Source organism: Pseudomonas cremoris (genome assembly GCF_014230465.1).
The window spans coordinates 500,074-520,437 of record NZ_JAAXCY010000005.1 but is presented as its reverse complement, the minus strand read 5'-3'; the positions used below and the strand labels follow the sequence as shown (position 1 = coordinate 520,437).

The following is a 20,364-nucleotide window of genomic DNA, read 5'->3' as shown; positions in this document are numbered from 1 at the left end:
GTCAGTTCCTCACAAAAGATGGGCGCCAGGCCAGGGCGAAGCGTTCGAGGGTGCGGATCAGGCCGTCGATCAACAGGCCGAGCACGCTGTAGATCAACAGGCAGATCACGATCACGTCCGTGCGCATGAAGTCCCGTGCATCGCTGGCCAGGAAGCCGATGCCGGCGGTGGTGTTGATCTGCTCGACAAACACCAGGGCCAGCCAGGAGATACCCAACGCATAGCGCAGGCCAACGAAGAATGAAGGCAGCGAGCCGGGCAAAATCACATGCCAGATCAGCTCCCGGCGGTTGAGGCCCAGGGTGTTGGCGGCTTCGATCAACTTGGGGTCGATATTGCGAATGCCGGCGAACAGGTTGAGGTACACCGGAAAAGTGGTACCGACGACGATCAAGGCAATCTTGGTGAATTCGCCAATGCCAAACCACAGGATAAACAGCGGCACCAGCGCCAGGGATGGAATGGTGCGCACCATCTGCATGGGCGAATCGAGGATCACCTCACCGCGTCGGGACAAGCCGCTGATCAACGCTGCCGCCACACCAATGCTCACGCCAATGCCCAAGCCGAACAGCGCGCGTTGCAGGGAGACCAGCAGGTGTTTGCCCAGTTCGCCGGACACGATCATCGCCCACAGTGTGCCGCCGATCTGCGACGGCGCCGCGATGACCCGCGAAGGTATCCAGCCCAACTGCGAGGCAAGCTCCCAGAGCAGCAACAGCACCAGGGGGCTGACCAGCCGCAACAGCGCGTCTGGGGTGCGCCAGTTGCGCGTTGCCTTGATTTGAACGGCGGACTTGTTGATGAAGAGCGTCTCGGTCATCAGGCTTGCTTCCTTATCTAGACTGGACCCCATGCTAAGCGCATAAAAAACAGCTGTGAAAGTCTTTCCAGGAATAACCTAATACACACAAGATGCAAATTACTGATACATCGAACAATTAATGATTCAACATTTTAATAATTAGGTTAGAACCAAACGGCATTTTACAGCCCCGCCCCCTGCCCCTACTTTTGGACGCGAATAGCCGACCCCCTGCCCGGTGGAGGTGCCCATCCCGTACACGACAAGGACAGACCATGAGCATTGAATTCATCGGCTACATCGGCGGCCACCACGCCTCCGAGATCCACCCGCGCAGCGGCCCTACCCTGCAACCGGACTACGTGGAAACCGTGGCCCGTGCCCACGAAGAAGCAGGTTTTGACCGCGCCTTGGTGGCCTTTCATTCCAACAGCCCGGACAGCACGCTGATCGCCTCCCACGCCGCCAGCGTGACCCAGAAGCTGCAATTTCTGATTGCCCACCGCCCGGGTTTTGCCCAGCCGACCCTGGCCGCACGCCAGTTCACCACCCTGGACGTATTCAACGGCGGCCGCACCGCCGTGCACATCATTACTGGCGGCGATGATCGCGAACTGCGCGCCGACGGCAGCCATATCGGCAAGGACGAACGCTACGCCCGCACCGACGAATACCTGAGTGTTGTGCGCCAGGAATGGACCAGCGAGCAGCCGTTCGATTTCGAGGGCACTTACTATCAGGTCGAAGGCGCCTATTCGACGGTGAAGTCACCGCAGCAACCGCATATTCCGTTGTACTTTGGCGGCTCCTCCCCCGCTGCTATCGCTGTCGCCGGCAAGCACGCCGATGTGTACGCGCTGTGGGGCGAGACCTACGAACAAGTCCACGAGATCGTGACCCAGGTGCGCGCCGAGGCAGCCAAGCATGGGCGCACGATTCGCTTCAGCCTGTCGCTGCGACCGATCCTCGCCGAGACCGAAGAACTGGCATGGGCGCGTGCCGACAGCATCCTGCAACAAGCCACTGAACTTGCCGAGAAACTTGGATTTGTACGCCGCGAACCGCCGAATGAAGGCTCGCGCCGGTTGCTGGCGGCAGCGGCGCAGGGGTCGCGGTTGGATAAGCGCTTGTGGACCGGGATTGCCGGCTTGCTCGGCGCGCAAGGCAATTCCACCTCGCTGGTGGGCACCGCTGACCAAGTGGCCGAGGCGCTGGTGGATTACTACGACCTGGGCATTACCACGTTCCTGATTCGTGGGTTTGATCCGCTGAACGATGCGATTGATTACGGCAAACGCTTGATCCCGCTCACCCGCCAGTTGATTGCCGAACGCGAGCAGTCCAAACAGGTCGCTTAAATCAAAAACACTGCAAAACAAATGTGGGAGCGGGCTTGCTCGCGAAAGCGGAGTGTCAGTCACAGCTAATTCGACTGATCTAGCGCTTTCGCGAGCAAGCCCGCTCCCACATTTTTAGATCTTCATTAGGCTCAAGATCAGTTTTTGTAGTCGGTATCGGTGCGCTCTAACTGGCGCACCAACGCATTCCAATGCCGTGCCACACCCGGCCCATCGCCACTGGCAAATACCTTGGCCTGCTGTTCTACCTTCTGCACCACTTCCGCCGGAGGGAAAATCAACTCCGCATTGCCTGCCGCCTGCGCTGCAACCTGGATATTGCACGCGCGCTCCAACTGCTGCAGCTGCTGAAACGCATGCTCCACACTCACACCTGCGGTCAACAAGCCGTGGTTGCGCAGGATCATCACACTCTTGTCACCCAGGTCCGCCACCAGGCGCTCGCGCTCGTCCAGGTCGAGGGCCACGCCCTCATAACCGTGGTACGCCACACGTCCGGAAAAACCGATGGAGTGCTGGGAGATCGGCAACAGACCGTCCTTCTGCGCCGACACCGCAATACCGTCACGAGTATGGGTGTGCAGCACCGCTTGCAGGTCATGGCGCGCGCCATGGATGGCACTGTGGATCACATAACCGGCGTAGTTGATGCCCAGGCCGGTCGGGTCATCGACAATGGTGCCGTCGAGGTCGACCTTGACCAGGTTGGAGGCGCTGATTTCATCGAACAGCAACCCGAAAGCGTTGATCAGGAAGTGCTCATCCGGGCCCGGCACGCGGGCGGAGAAGTGGGTGTAGATGTGGTCGGTCCACTTGTACAAGGCCGCCAGGCGATACGCGGCGGCCAGCTTGACGCGCACTTCCCATTCTTCCGGAGTGACGCGCTGGCGAACATTGTTGGAAACACTGGAAATCGAGGTGACGCTGCTCATGGCAAAACTTCCTGGATGGCCTTAAGGACTTCCAGGCAAGCCTATGGGATGCAAAAAAATAATAAAAAGCACATTTTAATCTAAGCTAATTATTATTTTTTTTCATAACTCCATCAGCTTCTACACCGGTCAGTGTGAGAGGCGGGATTACCCCCGATAGCCCTGAATATCTACGCCATTGTAGTGAGCGGGCTTGCCCCGCGATGGGTGGCGAAGCCACCCCAAAACCAGGCCCCACGATATTACGGAAACACTGCGGCGTCCTTATTGGGGCGGCTTCGCCACCCAGCGCGGGACAAGCCCGCTCACTACAAATGCGGCTGTGCCTTTGATGTAGCGTCAGGCGGCGTCGCGGATTTTGTGCAGGGAAGCCGCGACCAGTTTGCCAAACGCATCCACCGGCCCCTGCAAGTTCCCCAGGAAGTGCGGATAGATCAGCCACAAATCCATCACCGGCTTGAAGTCCTTGAGCGGCATCACCGCCAGTTGCTCGCGATGAGCGCTGCGTTCCAGCAACGGTCGCGGCACCAGGCCCAGGCCCAAACCATCCGCCACCAGGCCCAACTGCAGCTCAGTGCCAAAGGTTTCCAGGTTCACCCGCAGGGCCAACCCTTGATCCGACAAGGTGCGCTGCAATCCCGCACGGAAGCCGCAACCATCCGGGTTCAATATCCAACCGCTCTGGTACACATCCGCCAACTTGCACGGCTTCTTCGGCAGCTGCGCCTTGGCGCACACCACCACCAACTCCATCTTGCCGATGGACTCGCCAACCACGTTGTCGGGGAAGATCTTGCCTGCCGGGAACAACGCCGCCGCCGCATCCAGCTCGCCGCGTTCGATCTTGCCTACCAACTGGCTGCCCCAGCCGGTGGCGACTTGAGCACGCAGGTCGGCGTATTCGGTACGCAGGTGCTTGAGCGCATCCAGCAACACCACATCACCAATGGTCTGCGGCACGCCCAGGCGCAACAGGCCAGTGGGCGGTGCATCGGTGGCCACCAGCTCGCGCAAGGCATCCATCTCGCGCAGGATCAGCCGGCACTGCTCATAAACGCGAGTACCGATCAGCGTAGGCTTGAGGGGTTTGGTATTGCGGTCGAACAGCTCCACCCCAAGTGCCTGCTCAAAGTTCTGCACGCGACGGGTGATGGCCGGCTGGGTCAGTTGCAACGACTCGGCGGCATGGCTGATGGACTGGCAACGAATCACTTCGACAAAGGCATCGATATCGTCAATTTTCATTTGGGCCGCACATAGAGAACAGTCATTAAGATGTGTGCAAAGCATAGTTGCAGGAAGGCTGTCTGGATAGCCCGCGCTGTGATCGATAACGTCTAACCCTAGTCGGACCAGTTCTAAATTACCTTCGGCTATAAGCTAATCATTAAAAAATAGCATATTAACTATAAACATTATGCTTAGATAAGCTCAAGAACACAGACCAATGGAATTGCCATGACCCAGGCCAAGCACCCCGAGAGACTAAGAGCCTTTATTGGCGCCCTGGCGGAATTGATTGACGGCAATCCACGTGAAGGTGACCTGCTGCACCGTGGCGGCAAGCTACTGGCGCAACTGGTCAGCCATGATGATTGGCTCCCCGATGAATTCGCCCAACCCGATCCCGAGCGCTACCAGCAATTTTTGCTGCATGCCGATTCGCGTCAGCGTTTCAGCATCGTCAGTTTTGTCTGGGGGCCGGGCCAAAGCACGCCGATTCATGACCACCGGGTGTGGGGGTTGATCGGCATGTTGCGCGGTGCGGAGTTTTCCCAAGGCTTTGAACGCGCTCCGGACGGCAGCCTGGTGGCCGAAGGCAAGCCGATCCAGTTGGTGCCGGGCCAGGTTGAAGCCGTATCGCCCAAGGTCGGCGACATTCATCAGGTGAGCAACGCCCACAGCGACCAGGTGTCCATCAGTATCCATGTGTACGGCGCCAATATCGGTGCGGTGCGCCGCGCGGTGTACCAACCCGACGGCAGCGAGAAACTGTTTATCTCGGGTTATTCCAACGCCTTCCTCCCGAATATCTGGGATTTGTCCAAAGAAAAGAGCCCTGCCCTATGACCACCGTATCCACCCGCAGCTTCGCCCAGATTCGCCAGGCCCTGTTGGACCATGAAGAACTCGCCCTGGTCGACGTGCGCGAAGAAGCGCCGTTTGCCGAGTCCCACCCGCTGTTTGCCGCGAATATTCCGTTGTCCAAGCTTGAGCTGGAGGTGTACTCGCGCATTCCTCGTCGCGACACCCAGCTCACCGTGTATGACAACGGCGAAGGTTTAGCTACCCGCGCCGCTGAGCGCCTGGTTGCACTGGGCTACACCCAGGTCAGCCTGCTCGAAGGTGGCCTGGAAGGTTGGCGCAAGGCCGGTGGCGAGCTGTTCATTGACGTGAACGTGCCAAGCAAAGCCTTTGGCGAACTGGTGGAAAGCGAGCGCCACACACCGTCCCTGGCCGCCGAAGAAGTGCAGGCCCTGCTCGACAGCCATGCCGATGTGGTGGTGCTCGACGCCCGCCGCTTCGACGAATACCAGACCATGAGCATTCCCACCGGTATCAGCGTGCCGGGGGCCGAGTTGGTCCTGCGCGCCCGTGAATTGGCGCCGGACCCGGCCACCCGCATCATCGTCAACTGCGCCGGGCGCACCCGCAGCATTATCGGCACCCAGTCGCTGATCAATGCGGGCGTGGCCAACCCGGTGTCGGCGCTGCGCAACGGCACCATCGGCTGGACGTTGGCCGGGCAGAAACTCGCCCACGGCCAGTCGCGCCGCTTTGCGCCGACCTCGGAAGAACATCGCGAAGTGGCCGCAGCGGATGCGCGTCGCGTTGCCGACAAGGCCCGTGTCGGTCGCGCCAGCCTGGCCGATCTACAGGGCTGGCAGCAGGAAGCGAACCGTACCACCTACCTGTTCGATGTGCGCACGCCGGAAGAATTTGAAGCCGGGCATTTGCCAGGCGCACGTTCCACGCCAGGCGGCCAGCTGGTGCAAGAAACCGACCACGTCGCCAGCGTACGCGGTGCACGCCTGGTGCTGGCGGATGACGACGGTGTGCGCGCCAATATGTCCGCCTCCTGGTTGGCCCAACTGGGCTGGGAAGTGCACGTACTGGATGGCCTGCAACCGGCGCAGTTCAGCGAGAAAGGTGCCTGGGTCGCCCCGGTACCAGCGCCACCACAAGCCGAGCTGATCACCCCCCAGACCCTCGCCGACTGGCTGGGCCATGGCGACACCGTGGTGCTGGACTTCACCGCCAGCGCCAACTACGTCAAGCGCCATATCCCCGGCGCCTGGTGGGCCCTGCGTGCGCAGTTACCCCAGGCCCTGGCCAAAACACCCGACGCCGAGCGTTATGTGCTGACCTGCGGCAGCAGCCAACTGGCGCGCTTGGCGGTGGCGGAAGTGGAAGCCATCACCGGCAAGCAAGTGTTCCTGCTGCAAGACGGCACGGCCGGCTGGATCAACGCGCAACTGCCGCTGGAAGAAGGTGAAACCCACCTGGCCTCACCGCGTATCGACCGCTACCGCCGGCCGTACGAAGGCACCGACAACCCCAAGGAAGCCATGCAGGCTTACCTGGACTGGGAATTCGGCCTGGTGGACCAATTGGCCCGCGACGGCACCCACGGTTTCTACGTGATCTGATCACCCCTGACCCACCTGCACCCACACGGGGTGCAGGTTCCACATCCGACCCCTCTCCAGGCGGAGGCTGAACCCACACACGAGAGGACACCCGCATGACCCTGCATATCACCCGCCTGGAACCCACCATCGGCGCCGAAATCGCCGGCATCGACCTGCGCCAGCCGCTGACCGTTGCGCTACGTGATGAACTGCGCCAACTGCTGCTAGAGCACAAAGTGCTGTTCTTCCGCGACCAAGCCATCAACACCGAACAGCAAATTGCATTCGCCAAGGAATTCGGCGAGCTGTACGTACACCCCACCACCCAGCAGAACGACCCGACGCAGCCCCAGGCGCACCTGATCGAAGCCCAGGACGAACGCAAACTCTACGGCCCGCGCATCAGCGGCCGTTGGCACACCGACACCAGCTGGCTGCTGCAACCCACCCTCGGTGCGGTGCTGCGCGCAGTGGACTTGCCGGAAGTCGGCGGCGACACCCTATGGGCCGATGCCGGCGCGGTGTACCGCGCACTGCCCGATGAACTGCGCGCAGAAATCGACAATTTGCACGTGGTGCACGACTTCAAAAAGGCCTTGGACAAGGTCGGCTACGACTACCCGATCCTCGCTCACCCGCTGGTGCGCACCCACCCGGAAACCGGTGAAGACGGGCTGTTCATCAACTTCTCGCAGAACCCTTCGGTAATCGGCTGGACGCCACAGCAAAGCAAGCAGTTGATCGATCGTTTGCTGCTGGAATTCAACAAGCCCGAACACCAGGTGCGCTTCAAATGGCGTCCAGGTTCCGTGGCGTTCTGGGACAACCGTTCGACCCTGCACTACCCGGTCTACAACTACGGCGACTACCCGCGTCGCATGGAGCGGGTGCTGATTGCCTATGACGATATTCCGCATCGGGTAAGAGCTGCCAACGCGGCCTGATTCCGCTCTCAACCCCAACACAGATCCAATGTGGAAGAGGCTTGTGTGGGAGCGGGCTTGCTCGCGAATGCGGTGTGTCAGTGACAGATGAATTAACTGACCCACCGCCTTCGCGAGCAAGCCCGCTCCCACACAAGCCCGCTCCCACAGGGGATTTGCAGCGTTTAATAGTCCCTTGGAAATCACCCCATGCCTCCACCGCGCTTTCACTACTGCGCAGTAGCGCTGAGCCTGCTCGCGATTAATTTCCCGGCCCACGCCGAAGACACCGACAAAACCCTTGGCACCGTGGTCGTCACCGGCAACCGTGGCAACCAGGCGCGCACCATCGCAGACAGCCCCTCGCCCATCGATGTGATCAGCGCCGAGCAACTGCAAGCCAGCGGCAAGGTCGGTCTCAAAGAACTGCTGGCGCGCCTGCTGCCGTCGTTCAACCTGCCCGCCATCAACGGCGGCGGCACCTCGTGGTCGGTACGCGGCGTGACCATGCGCGGCTTGTCTGGCGACCAGGTGCTGGTGCTGGTCAACGGCAAACGCCGCCACAACACGGCCTTGATCAACAACCTGGCGCGCATCGGCACCGCCGCTGTGCCGGTCAACCTGGACCTGATCCCGGTGTCGGCCATCGACCATATCGAAGTGCTGCGTGACGGCGCGTCCGCCCAATACGGCTCGGATGCAATTGCCGGGGTGATCAATATCATCCTCAAGGAAAACGACAGCGGCGGCAGCGCCGAAACCTCGTTCGGCCGCTACGGTGCAGGTGACGGTGACACCGTGCACCAGACCGTCAACTACGGCTTGTCCCTGCCCAACGATGGCTTTGCCAACCTGGCGCTGGACAGCAAGGAGCAAGAACCTTTCAACCGTACCGGCAGCGCCACCGGCCGGCTGTATGGTACCGCCGCTGCCCCCGACAGCCGCGACCAGACCGTCAACCGCCACGGCTGGAACCCCAGCTACGGACTGGGCCGCGAGAAGGTCACCAACGCCAGCTACAACCTCGAGCTGCCGCTGCAAGACGACCTCAAGTTCTACTCGTTCTCCACCGCCAGCTACATGGAAACCACCAAGGTCACTGGCAACTACCGCCCCAATGAGATCACCTCCCTGGCCGGCGATCCGAACACGCCCTACCCCGACGGCATCCACGCACAACGGCGCAACCGTACCAAGGACTTCCAGGTGGCCGGCGGCTTCAAGGGCCTGGTCGGTGGCTGGGACTACGACATCAGCTCCACCTGGGGCGAAGACGATTCCACCCTCAACGCCAACAACACGCTTAACCCGTCCTGGGGCCCCACCAGCCCGACCTCGTTCAACCTGGCCTCGCAGATCTTCGACCAATGGACCAACAACCTGGACTTGAGCCGCACCTTCGATATCGGCCTCAGCCACCCGCTGCAAACCGCGTTCGGGTTTGAATACCGTTGGGAGAAATACCAGATCGAAGCCGGCGACTATGCGTCCTATACGCCGGGCAACTATGTGCTGCCCAGCGGCCCGTTCGCCGGGCAAACGCCGTTGCCGGGGCTGGCGTCGTACAACGGCACCAGCACGGCGGATGCCGGTGAGATCAGCCGCAGCAACGTCGCCAGCTACGTCGATCTGGGCCTGGACGTGACCGACCGCTGGTACGTCGGCGCCGCCGCGCGCTACGAGCGCTACACCCAGGACATCGGCAGCACCTGGAGCGGCAAACTGTCGACGCGCTTCAAGCTCACGCCGGAATTTGCCCTGCGCGGCACCATCAACAATGGCTTCCGGGCACCGTCGCTGGCCCAGACCATTTATGCCTCGTCCACCTTCACCTCCGGCGGCGTGGTCAACGGCCAGCAGGTGTCGGTGCCGGTCAAGGTGCTGCCGGTGGACACCGCAGAAGCGCAAGCGTTGGGCGCAGAGAAGCTCAAGCCGGAAAAGTCGCTGAACTACAGCTTCGGTTTCACCTACGAACCCACACAGAACTACCGCCTGACCACCGACCTGTACCAGATCGGCATCCGCGACCGCATCGTGTCCACCAGCCTGCTCGGCGGCCCGGCCGTGTCGCAGATCCTGGCTGCCAACGGCCTGTCGCCAGGGCTGTACGCGCAGTACTACACCAACGCCGTCGACACCCGCACCCGTGGCGTCGACATCATCAACGAATACCGCCAGCAGTTGGATGAGTACGGCCAAGTGCGCTGGAGCCTGGCCTACAACTGGAACCAGACCAAGATTGAAAAACTCCAGGACACCCCGCCCGCACTCGCCAGCCTGGGCTCCAACTACCAGATTTTCGACCGACGCCTGCAAAAGGACCTGACGGTTGCCACGCCGCAATCCAAATTGATCCTGGCGGCCAACTGGAAGGTTACCGCCTACACCCTCAACCTGGCCCTGACCCGCTTCGGCAGCTACACCGAAGGCGACAACAACCCGATCAACGACCGCAAATTCAGCGCCAAATGGATCAGCGACGTGGACGCGGCCTACGACATCAACAAGCACTTCACCGTGGCACTCGGCGCCAATAACCTGTTCAACGTGTACCCGGACAAAAAGGGCATCAAGGACTGGGCAGGCGCCTATGAATACGGCCAGTTTTCGCCGTTCGGCTTTGGCGGTGCGTACTACTACACGCGCCTGGCGTACAACTTCTGAGGCCCTGACATGACTGAATTGAGCTGCGATGTACTGATCGTCGGCGGCGGCCTGGCGGGTACCTGGGCCGCCATCGCCGCCGCCCGCGAAGGCGTCAAGGTGATCCTGGTGGACAAGGGTTACTGCGGCACCAGCGGCGTCACCGCCACCGCCGGCCCCGGCCATTGGTGGGTGCCACCCGGCGCCCGCGAAGCCGCCATCGACAAGCGCCTGGCCACCGCCTATGGCCTGGCCGACGCGCGCTGGATGGCCCGCGCCATCGACACCACCTGGACCAGCCTGCCGGGTTTGAGCGACTACTACACCTTCCCCCAGAACGAACAGGGCGAGACCCAATACCGTGGCCTGCGCGGCCCGGAATACCTGCGCGGCCTGCGTCGTCGTGTACTCGACAGCGGCGTGACGATTCTCGATCACCACCCTGCGCTGGAGCTGCTGCGCGACGATCACGGCAACGTGGTCGGCGCCCGAGGCTGGCGGCGCCAGGCCGGGGGCGACTGGCTGACCCGTGCCGGAGCGGTGGTGCTGGCCACGGGCGGTTGTGCATTCCTGTCGCGCTTGCTGGGCAACCACACCAACACCGGCGACGGTTACTTGATGGCCGCCGAAGCCGGTGCCGAGCTGTCGGGCATGGAGTTTTCCAACTACTACTGCATCGCGGCGGCAGGCAGCAGCATGACGCGCTCGATGGTGTACACCTTCGGCGAGTATTTCGACGCGGCGGACCGCCCGCTGGATATCCGTGGCGGCCCTGGGTTTACCGAGACGCTGGCCAAGGCGCTGCTCAACGGTCCCGTGTATTGCCGCTTGAATCGGGTGCCTGCACAGGTTCGTGCGCAACTGCCGAGCATCCAACCCAACCTGATGCTGCCGTTTGACCGGCGCGGCGTCGACCCGTATCGCGAGCGCTTTGCGGTGACCTTGCATCCCGAGGGCACCATCCGTGGCGTCGGTGGTTTGCGCCTGGTGAATGATGACTGCCAGACCACCGTGCCCGGCGTATTCGCCGCCGGGGATGCCGCCAGCCGTGAGCCGATTGCCGGTGCTACCTCGGGCGGCGGCGCACAGAACTCCGCATGGGCGTTGTCCACTGGGCAATGGGCGGGCCGTGGCGCGGCAAGATTGGCGCGGAACAAGCTTGCGTATCACGGCGCATTGCGGGGGTTTGACGGTGCGGCGGGCGGCAGCGCCGAACTGATCCAACGCATCCAGGCCGAAGTGCACCCGCTGGACAAAAACCTGTTTCGCAGCGGTGAACAACTGGAGCGATCCTTAAGCGAACTCGACAACATCTGGGACCAAGTGCGCGCCGCAACACCCACCACCAACCCCCTGCGCGCCCGCGAAACCGCCGCCATGGCCGCCACCGCGCGCTGGTGCTACACCGCTGCCGCATTGCGCAAGGAGAGTCGGGGCATGCACCAGCGCAGCGATACGCCGCAGCAGAGTGAGCTGTATGACGCGCATTTGCGGGTGTCCGGCGTGGACCAGGTGCAGGCGCGTTTCGATCCCATCCATCAAGGTCAACCCCGATGATTGAACTGATCTACTCCGACCTGTGCAACGGCTGCGGTCAATGCGTCGCCGTGTGCCCCACCAATGTGCTGGCCCAGGACAGCCAGGGCAAACCGCTGATCGCCGAACAACAGGCCTGCCAGACCTGCTTCATGTGCGAGCTGTATTGCACCAGCGACGCGCTGTACGTCGACCCGGACGTCGAGCACCTGCGCCACCCCGATCCGGTAGCCGTTCGTGAGGCAGGACTGCTCGGCCAATACCGTCGCGACTCGGGCTGGGATGAGTGGGCCGATGATCCCGCTCATCGCAATGAGCATTGGCGCATGGACGGCATCTTCGCCCTGGCTCGCATCACCCCACCAAATGCAATAACTGAATAATCAATCATCGCAAAATGAATTATTTTGATAATTAACATATAACCAAAAAGAACTTCACAGCGAGTTTTTATGGGCATAACGTTAACCCCACACACCGACCCCTTCTCCAGGCGGAGGTAACGAACCCTTTCTTGATCTGCCTGGAGCCTGCATCCCATGGTCTTTACCACCCCTTTCAAACGCCTGCTCCTGGGCACTGCCCTGGCCCTCGGCCTGATCGGCAGCAGCCATGCCGCCGACCTGCAACCGCTGCGGGTGGCCAATCAGAAATCAACCATCAAGGCGCTGCTGGATGTCTCCGGCGAGTCGAAGAATGTGCCCTACGAAATCCAATGGTCGGAATTTCCGTCCGCCTCGCCATTGGGTGAAGCACTGAATGCCGGTGCCGTGGATATTGGCGCCCTCGGCGATGCGCCGTATGTCTTTGCCCTGGGCGCCGGTGCATCGCTCAAGGTGGTCAGCATCACCCATGCCGAGGGGCGTAACACCACTGCCCTGCTGGTGCCCAAGGATTCGCCGATCAAGACCGTCGCCGACCTCAAGGGCAAGAAGATCGTCACCGGGCGCGGCTCCATCGGCCATTACCTGGCTATCAAGGCCCTGGCCAGTGCAGGGTTGAGCACCAAGGACGTGCAGTTCATTTTCCTGCTGCCGAGCGAATCGCGCCTGGTGCTGGATAACGGTACCGCCGATGCCTGGGCCACCTGGGACCCGTACACCACCGTGGTCACCTCGCAAAGCCAAGCCCGCGTGCTGATCAGCGGTAACAAGCTGTTGAGCAACCACCTGTACTTCGCCGCCACTAGCCAAGCCATCGCCGACAAGCGTCCGCAACTGGACGACTTTGTCGCGCGCATCGACCGCGCCTTCGCCTGGGCCAACACCCACCCCAATGAATACGCCGCCGCCCAGGCCAAGATCACCGGCCTGCCACTGGCAGTGCATGTGGAAGTGGCCAAGGACACCCGCCTGAGCCCGGTCGCCATCGACGACTCGGTGATCAGCGGCCTGCAAGCGACCGCCGACATCTATCAACAAGAAGGCCTGGTGACCAAGCACATCGATGTGTCGCAGGGCTTCGATAAAAGCTTTAACGCCAAGCGTGCCCCCAATTCCCAAGCATCGCGCTGATAAAAAGCATCGCGCTAGAAGGAGCATTACATGAGCAAGTCACAGCAGCCACGCCACTTGAAGCTCGGCGCCATGGTCCACGGAGTGGGTCACGGCTGGGGCGAATGGCGCCACCCGAACGCCCAACCGAATGCCAGCACCAGTTTTGGTTTCTACAAGCAGCAGACTGAACTGGCCGAAGCCGCCAAATTCGACTTTGTGTTCATCGCCGACAGCCTGCATATCCACGCCAAGTCCAGCCCGCACTACCTCAACCGTTTCGAACCGCTGACCATCCTCTCGGCCCTCGCCGCGATTACCAGCAACATCGGCCTGGTCGCCACCGTGACCGTCAGCTACACCGAGCCCTACCAGGTGGCACGTCAGTTCTCGTCCCTGGACCATATCAGCGGCGGTCGCGCCGGTTGGAACGTGGTCACTTCGTGGCTCAGCGGCACCGCCGACAACTTCGGCAAGGCCGAACACCCGCCGCATGCCGTGCGCTATCGCATCGCCAAAGAACACGTGAACGCAGTCAAAGGCCTGTGGGATTCCTGGGAAGACGACGCCTTTGCCTACAACAAGCAAAGCGGCGAGTTTTTCACTCCGAGCAAACTGCATGCACTGAACCACAAAGGCGAGTTCTTCTCGGTCAAAGGCCCACTGAATATTGCGCGTTCGCGCCAGGGCCAGCCGGTGATTTTCCAGGCCGGCACCTCGGAAGACGGGCGTAATTTTGCCGCCGAAAACTCCGACGCGATCTTTGTGCACGTGGAGAGCATCGAAGAAGGCCTGGCGTATTCACAGGATCTCAAACGTCGCGCCAAGGGTTTTGGCCGTGACCCCGAGAGCCTGTCGATCCTGCCGGGTATCCGCCCGATTGTCGGCCGTGATGAAGCCGAGGTGGAAAGTCGTTATCAGCAGGCCGTGGACCTGGTCACCGTGGAAGACGCCATCGTCGCCCTTGGCCGCCCGTTCAACGACCACGACTTCAGCAAATATCCGCTGGACGCGCCGTTCCCGGAACTGGGCGACCTGGGCTCCAACAGCCAGCGCGGCGGCTCCGACCGCATCAAGCAACTGGCCAAGGACGAAGGCCTGACCCTGCGCGAAGTGGCCCTGCGTTTCTCACGGCCCAAGCGTGATTTTGTCGGCACCCCGGAGCAAGTCGCCGATGCGATCCAGACCTGGTTCGAGCGTGGCGCCAGCGACGGTTTCATCATCAACTCGGTGCTGCCGGACGGCTTGCAGTACTTCACCGAACTGGTGGTGCCGGTGCTGCAACAGCGCGGTCTGTTCCGCACCGAATACACCGGCCATACGCTGCGCGACAACCTGGGCCTGGACGTGCCGGCCAACCGCTACAGCGTGGCGGCCGAGGTTGAAGACAAACAGGAGGCGCTGGCATGAGCGAATCCCTCAACCGTCAGTTAGCAGACCTGCACGCCGAACGCGTCGCCACGTGGGCCCCTGAGTCATTGAAGGTCAACATCGACCAGCGCCAACGCCTGGTGGATGAAGCACGGGTAGACGACTACGTGCAGGTGGGCGATGAGCTGGACCCGTTTACCTTGCTCAACGTGGAAGGCGGCGAACTCAACCGCGAGCTGCTGTTGGCCGACGGCCCGGCGGTGCTGATTTTCTTCCGCTTTGCCGGCTGCCCGGCGTGCAACATCGCCCTGCCCTATTACGAGCGCCAGCTTTACCCGCGCCTGCGTGAACTGGGTGTGCCGCTGGTAGCGGTAAGCCCGCAAGTGCCTGAACGCCTGGTGGAGATCAAGACCCGGCATAACCTGCAATTGCTGGTGGCCAGCGACAAGGACAACAACCTCGGACGACGCCTGGGCATTCTCTACAGTTTTGACGAAGCGTCGCGTAATGCAGCGCTGGCCAAGGGCACCAGCATTGGCGAGACCACCGGCACCGGAACGTGGGAGTTGCCGCAACCGACGGTGGTGGTGATTGCCAAGGACGGCACAGTGGCGTTTGTGGAGGTGAGCCCGGACTGGTTGGTGCGTACGGAGGCTGAGCCGGTGTTGCAGGTGGTGGAGCGCCTACTGGGCGAGCAGCCCGTACGCCTGGCCATCTAAGCCCACAATCCAATGTGGGAGCGGGCTTGCTCGCGAATGCGGTGGACCAGCCAGTGAATCAGTTGCCTGACACACCGCTTTCGCGAGCAAGCCCGCTCCCACATTTTTTGACCGAGTACATTCCTATGACCCAACCGTCTCTACGCTCCGTGGAAGTCGCCCATTTCGAAGCCCTGCTCGAACGCCTCAGCGCCGAGCTGGCCAGCACCGCGCACCTGTATGACGAGAGCGGCGCCTTCCCCCACGCCAATTTCAAACTGCTGCACGAACACGGCCTGGTCGCGCTCACCGTGCCCAAATCCCTCGGCGGCGGCGGTGCCAGCTTGCCCCAGGCGCGCAAGGCGATCAGTGCGATTGCCAAGGGTGAACCCTCCACCGCGCTGATCTTGGTGATGCAATACCTGCAACACACGCGCTTGCAAGACAGCAAGACCTGGCCCGCGCACCTGCGCACCCAAGTGGCCGAAGACGCGGTGCGCAACGGTGCATTGATCAATGCCTTGCGCGTTGAACCCGACCTCGGCACCCCGGCCCGTGGCGGCCTGCCGGCAACCACCGCCGTGCGTACCGCCGAAGGCTGGCGCATCAGCGGACGCAAGATCTACTCCACCGGCAGCCACGGCCTGACCTGGTTCAGCGTGTGGGGCCGCAGCGATGACGCCGACCCTTTGGTGGGCGCCTGGTTGGTACCCAAAGACAGCCCCGGCGTGACCATCATCGACACCTGGGATCACTTGGGCATGCGCGCCACCTGCAGCCATGAAGTGGTGCTCGACAATGTCCTGGTGCCGCTGGACCACGCCGTCAGCGTCAGCCCATGGAGCGCGCCGTCACCGGAACTGGATGGCGAAGGCTTCCTGTGGATGTCGGTGTTGCTGTCCTCGGTGTACGACGCCGTGGCCCATGCTGCACGAGACTGGCTGGTGAACTGGCTGGAAGAACGCGCACCGTCCAACCTCGGCGCCGCCTTGTCCACGTTGCCGCGCTTCCAGGAAACCGTCGGGCATATCGACACGTTGCTGTTCGCCAACCGCAGCCTGCTCGACGCCGCCGCCGAAGGCCACACCCCGGCAGCCAATGCCGCGCAGTTGAAGTACCTGGTGACCAACAACGCGATTCGCGCCGTGGAACTGGCCATCGAAGCCTCGGGCAACCCCGGCCTGTCGCGTCTGAACCCGCTGCAACGCCATTACCGCGACGTGCTCTGCAGCCGCGTACATACCCCACAGAACGACGCCGTGTTGCAAGGCGTCGGCAAGGCCGTCTTCGCCCAACGCCAGAAGGAACGCACATGACCCAGGTGATTATCGCCAGCCAGCTGGACGAAGATTTCAACCAAGTGATCCGCGAGCGCCTCAAGACCATTCACCCCGACGCCCAGGTAATCGGCGTACCGGCCGGCGTACCGAGCGACCTGCCACCCCAGGCGAATATCCTGCTGGCGCGCCCGATCAACGTGCGCGGTTACACCGCCCCGGACACCCCGCCGCCGGGCTGGCCGTACGGTGCGCAGTGGGTGCACCTGGTGTCGTCGGGCATCGACTTCTACCCGCAGTGGCTGTTCAACGGCCCTCCCGTGACCACCTCACGCGGCAGTGCCGCCGACAACCTGGCCGAGTTCGCCTTGGCCGCGATCTTCGCGGCGTCCAAGCATTTGCCGGATATCTGGGTGAAGGATTCGCAGTGGAATTTCACCCCGTTGCGGCCGCTCAAGGGCACCACGCTGGGCATCCTTGGCTTTGGCGCGATCGGCGAGAGCCTGGCGCAAAAGGCCTTGGCATTAGGGATCAACGTTGTGGCGCTGCGCCAAAGCCAGGCGCCGTTCAGCGCAGGCGTGGAAGCCGCCAAGGACATCCACGACCTGTTCGCCCGCGCCGATCACCTGGTAGTGGCCGCACCGTTGACCGAGAGCACACGCAACATCATCAACCGCGATGTACTGGGCAGTGCCAAGCCGGGGCTGCATCTGATCAACATTGCACGGGGTGGGTTGCTGGACCAGGAAGCGTTGTTGCAAGCGCTGGATAACGGCCAAGTCGGGCTGGCCTCGCTGGACGTGACCGAGCCTGAACCGTTGCCGGATGGGCATCCGTTGTACACGCACCTGAGGGTGAGGTTGTCGCCGCATACGTCGGCGATTTCGACAAATAGTCGCAATGAGATTGCGGATACGTTTTTGGCGAATCTGGAGCGGTATGTGGGCGGCAGCGAACTGGCAAACCTAGCCAACGCCTGAGGCCATTCAAAAAAATGTGGGAGCGGGCTTGCTCACGAATGCGGTGAATCAGTCAATGAATGAGTTGACTGACACACCGCATTCGCGAGCAAGCCCGCTCCCACTTTTGGATCTCCATTTATCAGGCAGACAGCGGTCTGCTCTGGCTTTTGATTTGGCTTTTGATCTAGATCTCAGGCGCCCCGTTAAACCACGCTGGCCGGAGAGAGGGCACACCGAGCCTAGGCGAGGTGCCGAGTGGTGGGGCAAGAGCGTTTTGCTTACTTTTGCGCTGTTCAAAAGTGAGCCGCTGTAAGAGCGGAACCTATAGCGGCCGTCACCGAAACAACGGATATGTACTCCGCGCAACCCCCTCCAGCGCCTGACACAAAGCTATCGCAGGCAAGCCAGCTCCCACATTGGGCATTCGGACCCCTTAAAACATAATCAGCCAAACGCATTTTACGCACCAATAAAATGCATATTATTTATACTTAACATATAACAAAACGGACTTTTACGAACGCCTTTCATATCCATATTGTTACCTCCAGCACCGACCCCTGACCAGGTGGAGGCTTTGCCAACCATCACTTTCTCAGGGGTCCACCATGAGCCATACCCTCGCGCCCAATCGCCTCACCCTCGCCGTTTCCCTCGCCCTGTTCGGCGTCTACGCCCACGCCGATGACGTCGCCCTGCCGGTGGTGAATGTCACGGCAGAACACCGCAGCGAAGACCTGCAGAAAACCCCGCTGGCGATTTCCGCGTTCGACGAAAAGACCTTGGAAGACAAGCAGATCCGCAGCGTGCGCGACCTGTCCGGCCAGGTGCCCAACCTGACCCTCAGCCGCCAGTCGATCTCCTACAGCGCGCAAACCTACGGCATTCGCGGCATTGGTGAAACCGACCCGATCCAGGAAGCCGCCGTCGCGGTCTACGCTGACGACCTTTACATCCCCCGCGCCATTTCCTCGATGCTCGACTTCAACGACGTCGAGCGCGTCGAAGTGCTGCGCGGCCCCCAAGGCACGCTGTACGGGCGCAACAGCAGCGCCGGCGCGATTCGTGTGATCACCCGTGACCCGAACCAGGAAACCCGTGGATTCGTCGAGCTGGGTGCCGGCAATTACAACGCGCAGAACGGCCGCTTCCTGATCAGCGGGCCGTTGGTGGACAACGCCCTGTTCGGCAGTTTCTCGGCGATCCGCCTGACACGCGACGGCACCGTCTCGAACCCGACACGGGACAAGGATGTGAACAACGTCGATATCCAGTCCTATCGCGGCAAGTTGCGCTACAAACCCGAAGACTCGCCGTGGGATGTGCAATTGACCCTGGCCGGTACCTTCGACCGCGGCGACACCACCAGCTATTCACCGTTCGATGCCAACGGCCACTTCGACAAGTTCAAGAGCTACAGCAGCCTCGACCCGAAAAACCGTCTCGACCAAGGCAGCTCGGTGTTGCGGGCGATCTACGCGATCGATGACCACCTGAACTTCAAGTCGGTCACCGCCTGGTCGTCCTTCAACCAGCCGGTGGACTACGACAACTCCGGCCAAGCCGCGTTGATCCAGAACAACCTGATCCTCTACAAGCAGAACTACGCCACCCAGGAATTCCAGCTCAACGGTGACTACGACGATTTCAGCTTCAGCACCGGCCTGTACCTGTACCGCGAACGCTTTGATGCCGACCGCGACAACCTCACCTATTCCATCGCGCGCAACCGCGTGATCGGCCAGGGCCAATACAGCACCACCAACACCGAAAGCTACGCGTTGTACGGCCAGGGCACCTATAAGATCACCCCGCAATTGTCGCTGATTGCCGGCCTGCGCTTTACCCGCGAGCACAAGAATTTCGACTTCACCAACTACGCGATCAACACCAACCGGGAAATTACCGGCACCAACTTTACTGCCGAGTCGAGCAAGTCGTGGCAATCCACCAGCCCGAAAATCGGCTTTGAATACGCCTGGACTGCGCACCTCAACCAATACGCCTACGTGGCCAAAGGCTTCAAGGCTGGCGGCTATGACAACCGTGCGCCAACCCGCGCAGCGGCCGAGCAGGCGTTTTCGCCAGAGGACGTGACCACCTGGGAAACCGGCTTCAAGGGTGACTTTTTCGACCAGCGCCTGCGGGCCAACGTCGCGCTGTTCTACAACGACTACAAAGACCTGCAGACCAACGCCTACGACCCAGCGCTGGGTGTGAGCCTGCGCACCAACGTCGGCCAGGCCCATACGTACGGCGTGGAGCTGGAAACCCTCACCGCGCTGAGCCGTGACCTGCAACTGACCGCCAACATCGGCTACCTCGAAAGCCAGTACGACGACTTCCAGAACGCCAGCGGTGCCGGCGTGGACGCCAACGGCAAGCAGCTGGTGTTCTCGCCACGCTGGAACGCCAGTGTCGGGCTGAACTACACCATTCCGGCCGGACTGCCGGGCACCTGGCTGGCGGGCACCGATGCGCAGTTCCAGACCAAGTCCTACGCCAACGCGCTGAACGACGATATCCAGGAAGTGCCGCAGCAAACCTTCTGGAACGCCAACACCCGCTACATCAGCGGCGACGGCCACTGGACCACCACCCTGGCGGTGAAAAACCTACTCGACCGCGCCTACCCACAATCGGTGGGCTACGTGCCCTCCAGCGGCGCGCGCTACTACTCGGTCAACGATCCGCGCACCCTGTTGCTGTCGGTGCGCTACGACCTCTGACGGAA

At 61.7% G+C, this 20,364-nt stretch carries 15 protein-coding genes and 1 pseudogene; 13 read left to right on the top strand and 3 right to left on the bottom strand.

The features are described 5' to 3' along the window. Position 1 precedes the first annotated feature (1 nt). Positions 2-751 (bottom strand): annotated as a pseudogene (locus HF257_RS15575) (ABC transporter permease subunit); the annotation flags it as partial. A gap of 329 nt (positions 752-1,080) precedes the next feature. Between HF257_RS15575 and HF257_RS15570 the strand changes: the two are divergent. Then, positions 1,081-2,163 carry an LLM class flavin-dependent oxidoreductase gene (locus tag HF257_RS15570; protein ID WP_185707009.1) on the top strand — a complete coding sequence of 361 codons (1,083 nt, stop codon included), beginning with the start codon at positions 1,081-1,083 and terminating at the stop codon, positions 2,161-2,163. A 137-nt stretch (positions 2,164-2,300) separates the two neighbouring features. On the opposite strand, the gene HF257_RS15565 is transcribed toward HF257_RS15570, so the two are convergent. Next, positions 2,301-3,095 (bottom strand): class II aldolase/adducin family protein, encoded by a 795-nt coding sequence (locus HF257_RS15565; RefSeq protein WP_185707007.1) that lies wholly within the window; start codon positions 3,093-3,095, stop codon positions 2,301-2,303. A 339-nt stretch (positions 3,096-3,434) separates the two neighbouring features. Continuing rightward, positions 3,435-4,340, bottom strand: a complete 906-nt coding sequence (locus HF257_RS15560) for a LysR family transcriptional regulator (protein WP_185707004.1) — start codon at positions 4,338-4,340, stop codon at positions 3,435-3,437. Positions 4,341-4,553: 213 nt separating this feature from the next. On the opposite strand from HF257_RS15560, the gene HF257_RS15555 reads away from it, so the two are divergent. The 12 genes from HF257_RS15555 to HF257_RS15500 all read left to right on the top strand — a co-directional run bounded on the left by HF257_RS15555 (position 4,554) and on the right by HF257_RS15500 (position 20,359). Further along, positions 4,554-5,165, top strand: a complete 612-nt coding sequence (locus HF257_RS15555) for a cysteine dioxygenase family protein (RefSeq protein ID WP_178922500.1) — start codon at positions 4,554-4,556, stop codon at positions 5,163-5,165. After that, positions 5,162-6,745, top strand: coding sequence for a rhodanese-related sulfurtransferase (locus HF257_RS15550; RefSeq protein ID WP_185707002.1), 1,584 nt, complete (start codon positions 5,162-5,164; stop codon positions 6,743-6,745). The genes HF257_RS15555 and HF257_RS15550 overlap by 4 nt, the downstream gene beginning before the upstream one ends. Positions 6,746-6,840: 95 nt before the next feature. Continuing rightward, on the top strand, positions 6,841-7,671 hold the full coding sequence (locus HF257_RS15545) for a TauD/TfdA dioxygenase family protein (protein ID WP_185706999.1): 831 nt from the start codon (positions 6,841-6,843) through the stop codon (positions 7,669-7,671). A gap of 189 nt (positions 7,672-7,860) precedes the next feature. Next, complete coding sequence (locus tag HF257_RS15540; protein ID WP_185706997.1) at positions 7,861-10,314, top strand: TonB-dependent receptor plug domain-containing protein; 2,454 nt, start codon at positions 7,861-7,863, stop codon at positions 10,312-10,314. A 9-nt stretch (positions 10,315-10,323) separates the two neighbouring features. Further along, the gene (locus tag HF257_RS15535) at positions 10,324-11,850 is read left to right on the top strand and encodes an FAD-dependent oxidoreductase (RefSeq protein WP_185706995.1); all 1,527 of its coding nucleotides are present in this window, start codon (positions 10,324-10,326) and stop codon (positions 11,848-11,850) included. Next, on the top strand, positions 11,847-12,212 hold the full coding sequence (locus HF257_RS15530; RefSeq protein ID WP_185706993.1) for a 4Fe-4S dicluster domain-containing protein: 366 nt from the start codon (positions 11,847-11,849) through the stop codon (positions 12,210-12,212). The genes HF257_RS15535 and HF257_RS15530 overlap by 4 nt, the downstream gene beginning before the upstream one ends. Positions 12,213-12,368: 156 nt before the next feature. Next, entirely contained in the window at positions 12,369-13,343 is a 975-nt protein-coding gene (locus tag HF257_RS15525; protein WP_185706991.1) for an ABC transporter substrate-binding protein, read from the top strand. A 30-nt stretch (positions 13,344-13,373) separates the two neighbouring features. Next, positions 13,374-14,732, top strand: a complete 1,359-nt coding sequence (locus tag HF257_RS15520; protein ID WP_185706989.1) for an LLM class flavin-dependent oxidoreductase — start codon at positions 13,374-13,376, stop codon at positions 14,730-14,732. Next, the gene (locus HF257_RS15515; RefSeq protein WP_185706986.1) at positions 14,729-15,412 is read left to right on the top strand and encodes a peroxiredoxin-like family protein; all 684 of its coding nucleotides are present in this window, start codon (positions 14,729-14,731) and stop codon (positions 15,410-15,412) included. The genes HF257_RS15520 and HF257_RS15515 overlap by 4 nt, the downstream gene beginning before the upstream one ends. Positions 15,413-15,537: 125 nt before the next feature. Beyond that, entirely contained in the window at positions 15,538-16,707 is a 1,170-nt protein-coding gene (locus HF257_RS15510; protein WP_185706984.1) for an acyl-CoA dehydrogenase family protein, read from the top strand. Continuing rightward, entirely contained in the window at positions 16,704-17,648 is a 945-nt protein-coding gene (locus HF257_RS15505) for a D-isomer specific 2-hydroxyacid dehydrogenase family protein (protein ID WP_185706982.1), read from the top strand. Before HF257_RS15510 ends, HF257_RS15505 begins: the two co-directional genes overlap by 4 nt. 590 nt (positions 17,649-18,238) lie before the next feature. Beyond that, a complete protein-coding gene (locus HF257_RS15500; protein ID WP_185706980.1) occupies positions 18,239-20,359 on the top strand; it encodes a TonB-dependent receptor in 2,121 nt (706 codons plus the stop codon). Positions 20,360-20,364: the final 5 nt, after the last annotated feature.

Bases quoted from the DNA above. Each gene is read 5' to 3' on its own strand.
- HF257_RS15530 (WP_185706993.1), top strand. From the start codon at position 11,847: ATGATTGAACTGATCTACTCCGACCTGTGCAACGGCTGCGGTCAATGC.
- HF257_RS15545 (WP_185706999.1), top strand. From the start codon at position 6,841: ATGACCCTGCATATCACCCGCCTGGAACCCACCATCGGCGCCGAAATC.
- HF257_RS15550 (WP_185707002.1), top strand. From the start codon at position 5,162: ATGACCACCGTATCCACCCGCAGCTTCGCCCAGATTCGCCAGGCCCTG.
- HF257_RS15565 (WP_185707007.1), bottom strand. From the start codon at position 3,095: ATGAGCAGCGTCACCTCGATTTCCAGTGTTTCCAACAATGTTCGCCAG.
- HF257_RS15510 (WP_185706984.1), top strand. From the start codon at position 15,538: ATGACCCAACCGTCTCTACGCTCCGTGGAAGTCGCCCATTTCGAAGCC.
- HF257_RS15500 (WP_185706980.1), top strand. From the start codon at position 18,239: ATGAGCCATACCCTCGCGCCCAATCGCCTCACCCTCGCCGTTTCCCTC.
- HF257_RS15520 (WP_185706989.1), top strand. From the start codon at position 13,374: ATGAGCAAGTCACAGCAGCCACGCCACTTGAAGCTCGGCGCCATGGTC.
- HF257_RS15535 (WP_185706995.1), top strand. From the start codon at position 10,324: ATGACTGAATTGAGCTGCGATGTACTGATCGTCGGCGGCGGCCTGGCG.
- HF257_RS15560 (WP_185707004.1), bottom strand. From the start codon at position 4,340: ATGAAAATTGACGATATCGATGCCTTTGTCGAAGTGATTCGTTGCCAG.
- HF257_RS15570 (WP_185707009.1), top strand. From the start codon at position 1,081: ATGAGCATTGAATTCATCGGCTACATCGGCGGCCACCACGCCTCCGAG.
- HF257_RS15505 (WP_185706982.1), top strand. From the start codon at position 16,704: ATGACCCAGGTGATTATCGCCAGCCAGCTGGACGAAGATTTCAACCAA.
- HF257_RS15540 (WP_185706997.1), top strand. From the start codon at position 7,861: ATGCCTCCACCGCGCTTTCACTACTGCGCAGTAGCGCTGAGCCTGCTC.
- HF257_RS15525 (WP_185706991.1), top strand. From the start codon at position 12,369: ATGGTCTTTACCACCCCTTTCAAACGCCTGCTCCTGGGCACTGCCCTG.
- HF257_RS15515 (WP_185706986.1), top strand. From the start codon at position 14,729: ATGAGCGAATCCCTCAACCGTCAGTTAGCAGACCTGCACGCCGAACGC.
- HF257_RS15555 (WP_178922500.1), top strand. From the start codon at position 4,554: ATGACCCAGGCCAAGCACCCCGAGAGACTAAGAGCCTTTATTGGCGCC.